Here is a 7,499-nt window from a genome sequence, read left to right on the forward strand (position 1 = left end):
GGGGGGTGTGCGTGGGGGGGGCCGCGGCCCCCGCCCCCCCCGCCCCCCCGCGGCCCCCCCCCCGGCGGGGGGGCGGGCCGCCCCCCCGCGGCGCCCCCCCCCCCCCCCCCCCGCTTCTGTGTCCGGACAGGCCGTCACCGGCTCCAGGGGCCGGGGAGCCGGTCGGGGTGTCGCGGGTAGCGGGGGCCGGGGCGCTGCGGACGGGGCCGTCCGATCCGGCGGCGCGGGCGGGGGATGAGCACGAGGAGTCCTCCAACGGGATGGGTGGCGGGCTGTGCTGCGCCCCGTCGACGGACGATCCATCGACGGGGCGTGAGGTGAGGGCGGGTGGCCGGTCGGCCTGCCTGGTCACCGGGACCAGCCGCCCCGGGGCGGGGCGGTGGTGCCGGTGGCCGGACGGGGTGACCGGATCAGCAGGTGGCCGTGAGGGCGGCGGTGCGGGCGCGGTGGACGTCGTGGCGGCGGGGCCGGGTGCCGCTGTGGGAGGTGCACAGGGCGCGGGGCTTGGCGTCGCAGGCCGGGCAGGCGACGGCGAGCGCGGGGTTGTTCAGCGCGGGCGCCTGGTCCGGGGTGAGGTCCTGCGCACCGGGGGCGTCGGCCTGGGCCGCAGTCTCGTCGGGGTACTGGGCGACGAGCTGGTCCAGGAGCTCGCGGATGCGGTCGGCGTTGCCGCGGATCCATCCGGGGACGCGGTGCTGGCCGTGGCCAGCGGTGTAGAAGGCGGCGGTGTCATGGGCGTCGGCGGCGAGCGCCTCCTCCAAGTGCGCGGCGGCCGCGACCATCGCGGTGATGGCGGGGGCCTCGCAGCGGGCGGTCAGGACGTTGTGCGCGCAGCGGTCGATCGGGGCCGGGGCGGTGTTCACGGTTGCGTCTCCTTCAGCGAGGGGGATCGGGCGGAGCAGTGGTCAGCGGGGGAGCAGGGCGGAGCGGCTAGTGGCCGGGGGCGCGGCGATGGTGAACTGGCCGTCGCCGGTCAGGGCGTCGCTCAGGCGGGTGGACAGTTCGGTGTCCTCGCCCTGGAGGATCTGCAGGGCCTGGGTGATGCGGTACTCGGCGGCCAGGCGGCCGCGCTCCTGGCTGGCGGCGCGGTCGTGGAGTTCCTGGACGTGGGTGTGGAGCTCGCGGTAGGTGCGGGTGCGGATCAGACGGAGCATCGGGGTCTCCCGAACGGGACGGTGGAGCAGGGCGGGAAGTGCTGCGCCCCGCCGGCCGGGAGGGTCTGCGGGGCGCGGGTGGTGGCCGGTCGGCCTGTCCGGTCACCGGGACCGGCCGCCGCCGAAGAACGGGGCGGGCCGGTGCCGGTGGCCAGGCGGGTCGGTCGGTGCCGGGTCAGAGGGCGGCGGAGACGACGAGGGCGATGAGGGCGGCCGAGCCGCCGATCAGGAGGGCGGCGCCGGCGCTGGCCCACCAGTAGTGGCCCAGCGTCTTCTCGTCGCGTAGGTCGCTGAGGCCGTCGGCGATGCGGGCGTGGACAACGGCGAGCGGGGACAGGGCGGCGTACCAGCGGCCGAGGCGGTCTATCTCGCCGGCGAGCTCGTCGTCGGGGAAGTGGCCTCCGTGGACGGCCTGGCGGTGGGCGTCGCCCTCGGCGTCCAGGTCGTCGGGGTGGAGGACGATGGGGCTGGTGGTGCGGCAGATGGTGCAGCGGTAGCGGTAGCGGCGCACGGTGGGTGGTCTCCCGAGATGGTGGTGGTTCGGGCAGGGAACGGCGACGCCCCGCCCGGAAGGAGGTTCCGGGCGGGGCGCGAGGCCGAGCTGTGCGGTGTGTCAGGTGTTGATCTGCCTGCGGACGTCTGCGACGAGGCGGAGGATCTCGGTGGCCATGTCGGTGATCGTCTGGAGCTGCCTGTCGATGTCGGCCGGGTCCGGGCCGGTGAACGAGAACGAGCGGCCGTCATCCTCTGGCTGTGGGTCGGTGAAGGAGAACGAGCGGCCGTCGTTGCGGTCCGGCTGCGGGTTGGTGAACGAGAACGACACGGGCAGCTCCAGCGTCAGATGTTCAGGTGTTGGGCGCGCCGGATGGCGGCCTCCCACACGCTACGCACCTGCGCCTCGCTGTGGCAGTCGTTCCAGGACGGGATGGTCTCCCACTTCTTGCCGTGCTGGCGCCGGGCCTCGTCCAGCAACAGGTTCCCGGCGTCGCGGTAGGCCGCGTTGCGGGAGCCGGCCGCGGCGCGCAGGGCGCCGATGGAGCAGCGGGCGCCCTGGGTGTTGATGAGGGAGTACCGGGTCCAGCCGTGGGTGTCGAGGAACGCGAGGGCGTCGGTGAGGGTCTTCTCCACCGGGCCGGTTAGGCGCATCGGCAGGGTGGCGGTGAGGGGGACCGGCGCGGGCGCCGCGAGGGCCGCGGGGGCGGCGGGTTTCGGGATGGTGTCGGGGTCGGGGTCCAGGAGCTGGAACGCCTTCTCGTACAGGTCTTGGTCGATGGGGGTGAAGTCGGTACTGCTGTCGGTGCGGGTGTTCATGCTGCCCTCCACAGGCCGTTCTCGTTGGTGACCTCGCCCCTCTTCTTCAGCTCGGACAGCCGCGGCTTGACGCGAGTGGCGGGGATCTCGAGCTTGCGGGCGATGGTTTCGGCGGTCATGGGGATGGAGTGCTCCTGGAGGAGTTCGAGGATGCGCGGCTTGATCAGCTCCTGTCCGTCGGAGGCTGCCGGTGCTCCGCCCGGTCGGGCGGGCCCGGGGACGGCGTGGAGACCGGCGGGGTTGTGGTGGGTCGCCGGCTCCTGTGAGGAGGAGGCGGTGGCCTCGGCGGCGGCGAGGAGGTCGGCGAGGCTGCCGATCAGGTTCTTGCCGCGCTTGTCGACCATCCGCGTCTGGGCGATGGCGTCGCGCTCGCGCCAGGCGTCGCAGTCCTCGATCCCGACCGGCCGCTCGCCCCCGGCGAGGGAGACGGGCGGCACGTCGAGGTGCAGGGAGCGGAACTGGACGGCCTGGCTGCCGGGGGTGAGGAGGTAGCCCAGGCCGAAGGTGCCGTCCTCGGGGGCGGCGGCGGCTTCGGTGGCCAGGCCGGACATGTCGCGGTCGGCGACCTTGGCGTACTGGCCGGGCCACTGCGAGGGGATCCTCGACAGGTCGATGCCCTCCGCGCCTTCCACCGCGTTCGTGCCGACCAGGGAGCCCTGGCCCTTGGCGCAGCGCAGGAACACCGCGCCGCCGCCGATCAGCAGCTGGGAGCGGATGACGGTGGAGTGGCCGAGGTCTTCGGCGAGCGGGGTCTGGGTGGCCAGGACGACGCCGATGCCCCGCTTGAGGGAGCGTCGGGTCAGCTGCTCGACGATCGCCTTCGCCTCGTCGTGGTACGGGGAGGAGGCCGACAGCAGCATGTGGGCCTCGTCGATGACGACCAGGATCAGCGGGTCGGTGAACGGGAACGCCGGGCTGCGGTAGCGGGCTTCGCGGTCGAGCAGCATCGCGTAGGCCAGGCGCAGCGCGCCCATCGCCTCGTCCAGGCCGTCGCCGAGGTACGCGGACAGCGAGGCGCCGGCGATGGTCCCGGCCTGGGGGGAGGCGAGGATCACCGCGATGCCGGAGCGGTGGGCGGAGAGCAGGATCTGTTCCAGGAGCCCGGACTTGCCCGAGCGGGAGCCGCCGACGAGGTAGAGGTGGCGGGCGCCGGAGCCGGGCTGCGCGAGGGGCAGGAGCGCGGGGCGGCCGTCGACGTAGGTGCCGGCGCGGATGTAGCCGCGCGAGTCCATCGACAGCTCGTCCAGGACCGTCGAGAGCATCGTGCCGTGCATCAGGGCGTGCTCCCGCATCACCCGGATCCCCATCTGCGACGGCTTGTCGCCGGGGGCCAGGGCGATCTGGATCGTCTCCAGGTCGAGGTTGCCCGCGAGGTCCTGGAGGTTGACGGTGCCGATCGCCTTGCGGTCGCGGGTGGCGATGCCTTCCCAGTCCAGCGGCCCGTCGTAGCGGGTGAGGGTGAGGGTGGTGCCGGGCATCGCGCCCTCCGGGGCGCCGACGTACGCGGCCCACAGCTCCTGCGGGGTCGTGGGGGCACCGGCCGCGATCTGCGGCTGCTCCGCCGGCACCTTCAGGTGCACGGTGACCGGCAGGGCGTTGGGCGCGTAGTGCTTGGGGTCGCCCAGCTCCACCTGGGAGACGGGGATCTGGTAGACGGAGGCGATGTCGGATGCCTTCACCCGCACCTGCTGGCCCTGGGGCAGGGTGATGATCCCGGTGAACGCCACGTGGTCGGCGTCGATCTCGAGGCCGAGATGCTCCAGGTTGGCTCCGGCCTGGATGAGGACGCGGCCCTCGGTCTGGGTCGGGCCGGAGATGTACTCGCGCCACCAGGCGGTGATGAGCTGCGCCTGCGACGTCTGTCCCGTGGCCGCGCCCGTAGGCGTGCTCGTGGTCGCGGGCACGAGAGCAGGCGCGGAGAGGTGGCCGGCGAGATTGCGGTGGTGGGCAAGGGCGGCCGCCCCGGCCGGGACGGCGAGCCCGAGGGCGATCATCGGGTTCATGCCGGCAGCGAGGGCCTCGCTGGCGGCGATGCCGCAGCCGGTAGTCGTGAGCCCGCACGCGATCAGGGACCGCAGAGCGGGAGCGGAGGCGCCGACGGCCCACGCCCCGGCTCCGGCCGCGGCGGCGGCGAGGGCGGACCAGGGGCCGGCGGCGAGTGGCACCACCGCGAGAGCGGCGGGCGCGTACTGGATGAACTGTGCTCGGGTCGGCCCCATGGTCCTTCGATCTCCTTTACTGCTGGGCGTAGAAGCCGGCTTCGGCCATGTCGACGGGGGAGGTGGCGACGGCGTCGGCGATGCCGCCGTGGTCGGTTTCGGTGGTGGTCTTGGCGTCGTCGGCGGCCGCGGCGGCGCTGTCGGCGGCGGAGGTGTAGGCGCCGGCCGCGTCCTTGACGCCGGTCATGGTCAGCGCGGCGTCGGCGAACTCCGACGTGGTGGCGTCGTCGACGGCCAGCGCCTTCATCGTCTCGGCGGCGTCGAGCATCTGTTCGGCGGCGTCGTTGACGTCGGCGGCGAGCTTGGTGACGGTCTGGGCGTGGGCGTGGACCTTGTGGGTGAGCCAGGCCAGCTTGGTACGCAGCGCGGCGTAGTTCGCGGCGTCCTTCAGGGTCTCGGTGGCGCTCATGCGGGGGCTTCTCCTGTCTCTAGGTCAGCGGGCGTTGTAGAAGTCGCGCTCGGCGGGCTTGGTCAGGGGGGAGTCGGCGACGGCCCGGAAGATGCCGCCGTGCCGCAGTTCGGCGTTCGCCGAGGCGGTGCGGCACGCCTCCTCGCCGCCCTGGATCTTGTCGTGGACGTCCTTGGCGGCGGCGGCCTGAAGGTCGAGCTGCTCCTTGAGCACCTCGCACTTGGCGATGAGGTTCGCGCCGACGCCCTTGGCGGTGATGTCGGCGATGAGGGTGTCGCAGTCGGTGGCCAGCTCCAGGGCCTCGTCCATGAGTTCCAGGGCGGTGTCGGTGCTGGCCTGGCACAGGGTGGCCGAGCCGTCGGCGAGGTCGATGACCTGGGTGAGGTTCATGACTTCGCCGCCGCTGTAGGTGCGGGACTTCCCGGCGGAGGTCGTGACGTGGACGCCCTTGTCGTCGACGGTCGCGGCGTGCGGGACGGGCGGGGTGGGCTGCATAGAGGGGTCCTTCCGGATGTGGTCGGGCAGCTTGACGGTGCGGGGCCGCGGGATGGTGCCCGTGGGCGGGACCGCGGACCCCGGCGGCACCGTCACCGGCGGGGTCGTCGGCGGCGGAGGTGCCGTCGGGGGAGGCGGGGTCGTCGGAGGAGGCGGGGTCGTCGGGGGCGGGGGCGCCGTCGGCGGTGGGGGTGCGGACGGCGGCGGGGGCGTTGTCGACGGCGTCGCCGTGGAGGACGGAGTCCCCGCCGGCGGCGTCGAGGACGAAGATCCCGTCGGCGGTGTCGTCGAGGACGAGGTCCCCGTCGACGTCTTCGAGGACGGTTTCCCCTTCGTCGACTTGCCCTTCGGCGACTTCGCCGCAGAGGGGTCTGCGGAAGGGGAAACGGAAGGCGTCTCGGTCGGCTCCTTGAGGTAGGCCGAGCGCCATCCGTCGCGCAGGCCACCGGCCATATGCGCGCCCGCCAGCAGACCGTAATGCGTTTTCGCCGCGATGTTGTACGGGGTGTTTCGGAATGTGTCCGGCGCCCGGGTCGGATTCCATTTCTCTTTTGTTTTAGCAGGAGGTTTCTTGATTCCCGCCTGCTCGTATTTTCCGTGCGTTTTCTCCACGCCGAACACGTAGCTGATGGCGAGGAGCAAGAGCAGTTCCATGACCCTCCCTTCTGTGACTCTGTGTGGTTGAGGTGGGTTACCGGTTACCGGTTACAGGCCCCCAGGACCCCGGTTCGGGCCCTCCGGCGGGGGGTTCGAGGGGTCTCTGGGGGCTGTAACCGGTAACCGGTAACCGGGCTTGCTCACTCAGCGCGACGCCGAGCCGATGTTGTTCACGGTCGTGCTCGCCGTGTTGAAAACGGACTCCAGCGTGCCGCGGATCGACTCGCTGAACGGCGTGTACGGCAGGAAGATGCCGGAGACGATGAGCATGATGCAGACGACCATCTGCTTTCCCTTGGTCTTCTTGAAGGTGAAGAAGAGGGCCCAGCAGAACAGGGCGAGGGCGAAGAACTGAAGCGTCATTTTTACGCACCCTTCTCGAAGGTGAATCCCTTGTTGTTTGCGGGGGTTGCCGTGCCCGAACCGGAGGGCGCGGAGAGCTTCTTGTAGGCGATGAATCCGCCGCCGCCGACGAGCGCCACCCACAGCCAGGGGCTGGAGGTGATGCCGCTGCTGGAGCTGGCGCCGGCGGGCTGCTGGGCCCGGGCGGAGGTGCCGCTGAAGACCGGGGCGGGGCACTCGGGGATCCGGGAGATCTCGAAGCTGGACGCCTTGGCGACGGCCGCCGCGCGGTCCTTCATGCACTCGCGATAGACGGTCAGCTCCCGCTCGTACGCGGCCTTGGCGGTGGTCTCCTCGATCTGGGCCCGCTGCTTGTCGGCCTCCGCCTCGACCAGGGCGTTCGCAGCGTCCTGCTGGGCGCGCGCACGGTCCTGGGCGGCCTGGTCGGCCTGCATGTTGGTGACGGCGATGACCGTTCCGCACACGGCGACGACGGCGATCGTGCCGCACACGGCGAGGGCCGCGGTGTTGCGGCGCATCCCGTCGACCGCAGCGGTGAAACGCGAGGTCGCGGGCTTCTGCGGCTTCTCCGGGGCCTCGGGGGCCGGGGTCTGCGGGGTCGGGGACTGAGGCTGGGGCTGGGGGGTCATGAGGCTGAGCTCCTTGTCCCAGTCGATGCCGGACATGGCTGATGGCTCCTCTCGGTTCGGTGGTCGCGACCGCTCAAGTCCGTCTCCGGCGGGCCGGAGGCGAAGTTCAGCGGCGGCATGTGTGGGTGAGCGGCCTGCCGGCCGTGGCCGTCACCGGTCCGGGGGGGCCCCGGGGGGGGGGGGCGCCGGGCGCCCCCCCCCCCCCACGCCGGGCGAGAGGGGCAGGCGGGGCGGCGGCGGCGGGGCCACGACAACGCCGCCG

General features: G+C 72.6%; 11 protein-coding genes. 1 reads left to right on the plus strand and 10 read right to left on the minus strand.

The window, feature by feature from the left end; genetic code table 11:
• Window positions 1-410: 410 nt before the first annotated feature.
• The 8 genes from ACFYT9_RS36525 to ACFYT9_RS36560 all read right to left on the minus strand — a co-directional run bounded on the left by ACFYT9_RS36525 (window position 411) and on the right by ACFYT9_RS36560 (window position 5,588).
• The gene (locus ACFYT9_RS36525) at window positions 411-863 is read right to left on the minus strand and encodes a hypothetical protein (RefSeq protein WP_389170839.1); all 453 of its coding nucleotides are present in this window, start codon (window positions 861-863) and stop codon (window positions 411-413) included.
• A gap of 42 nt (window positions 864-905) precedes the next feature.
• Window positions 906-1,154 (minus strand): hypothetical protein, encoded by a 249-nt coding sequence (locus tag ACFYT9_RS36530; RefSeq protein ID WP_389170842.1) that lies wholly within the window; start codon window positions 1,152-1,154, stop codon window positions 906-908.
• Between the two features lie 175 nt (window positions 1,155-1,329).
• The gene (locus tag ACFYT9_RS36535; RefSeq protein WP_389170845.1) at window positions 1,330-1,665 is read right to left on the minus strand and encodes a hypothetical protein; all 336 of its coding nucleotides are present in this window, start codon (window positions 1,663-1,665) and stop codon (window positions 1,330-1,332) included.
• Window positions 1,666-1,767: 102 nt separating this feature from the next.
• On the minus strand, window positions 1,768-1,977 hold the full coding sequence (locus tag ACFYT9_RS36540; RefSeq protein ID WP_381440739.1) for a hypothetical protein: 210 nt from the start codon (window positions 1,975-1,977) through the stop codon (window positions 1,768-1,770).
• 14 nt (window positions 1,978-1,991) lie between these two features.
• On the minus strand, window positions 1,992-2,465 hold the full coding sequence (locus ACFYT9_RS36545) for a hypothetical protein (protein ID WP_389170848.1): 474 nt from the start codon (window positions 2,463-2,465) through the stop codon (window positions 1,992-1,994).
• A complete protein-coding gene (locus ACFYT9_RS36550) occupies window positions 2,462-4,684 on the minus strand; it encodes a hypothetical protein (RefSeq protein WP_389170851.1) in 2,223 nt (740 codons plus the stop codon). Before ACFYT9_RS36550 ends, ACFYT9_RS36545 begins: the two co-directional genes overlap by 4 nt.
• Before the next feature lie 16 nt (window positions 4,685-4,700).
• Complete coding sequence (locus ACFYT9_RS36555) at window positions 4,701-5,093, minus strand: hypothetical protein (RefSeq protein ID WP_389170854.1); 393 nt, start codon at window positions 5,091-5,093, stop codon at window positions 4,701-4,703.
• A gap of 24 nt (window positions 5,094-5,117) precedes the next feature.
• Complete coding sequence (locus ACFYT9_RS36560; RefSeq protein ID WP_389170857.1) at window positions 5,118-5,588, minus strand: hypothetical protein; 471 nt, start codon at window positions 5,586-5,588, stop codon at window positions 5,118-5,120.
• A gap of 61 nt (window positions 5,589-5,649) precedes the next feature.
• On the opposite strand from ACFYT9_RS36560, the gene ACFYT9_RS36565 reads away from it, so the two are divergent.
• Window positions 5,650-6,006 (plus strand): hypothetical protein, encoded by a 357-nt coding sequence (locus ACFYT9_RS36565; protein WP_389170860.1) that lies wholly within the window; start codon window positions 5,650-5,652, stop codon window positions 6,004-6,006.
• Between the two features lie 383 nt (window positions 6,007-6,389).
• Here ACFYT9_RS36565 and ACFYT9_RS36570 read toward each other — a convergent pair whose 3' ends face one another.
• The gene (locus ACFYT9_RS36570; RefSeq protein WP_389170863.1) at window positions 6,390-6,608 is read right to left on the minus strand and encodes a hypothetical protein; all 219 of its coding nucleotides are present in this window, start codon (window positions 6,606-6,608) and stop codon (window positions 6,390-6,392) included.
• A 2-nt stretch (window positions 6,609-6,610) separates the two neighbouring features.
• Complete coding sequence (locus tag ACFYT9_RS36575; protein WP_389170865.1) at window positions 6,611-7,273, minus strand: hypothetical protein; 663 nt, start codon at window positions 7,271-7,273, stop codon at window positions 6,611-6,613.
• Window positions 7,274-7,499: the final 226 nt, after the last annotated feature.

Source organism: Streptomyces sp. NPDC004435 (assembly GCF_042873895.1).
Lineage (GTDB): Bacteria > Actinomycetota > Actinomycetes > Streptomycetales > Streptomycetaceae > Streptomyces.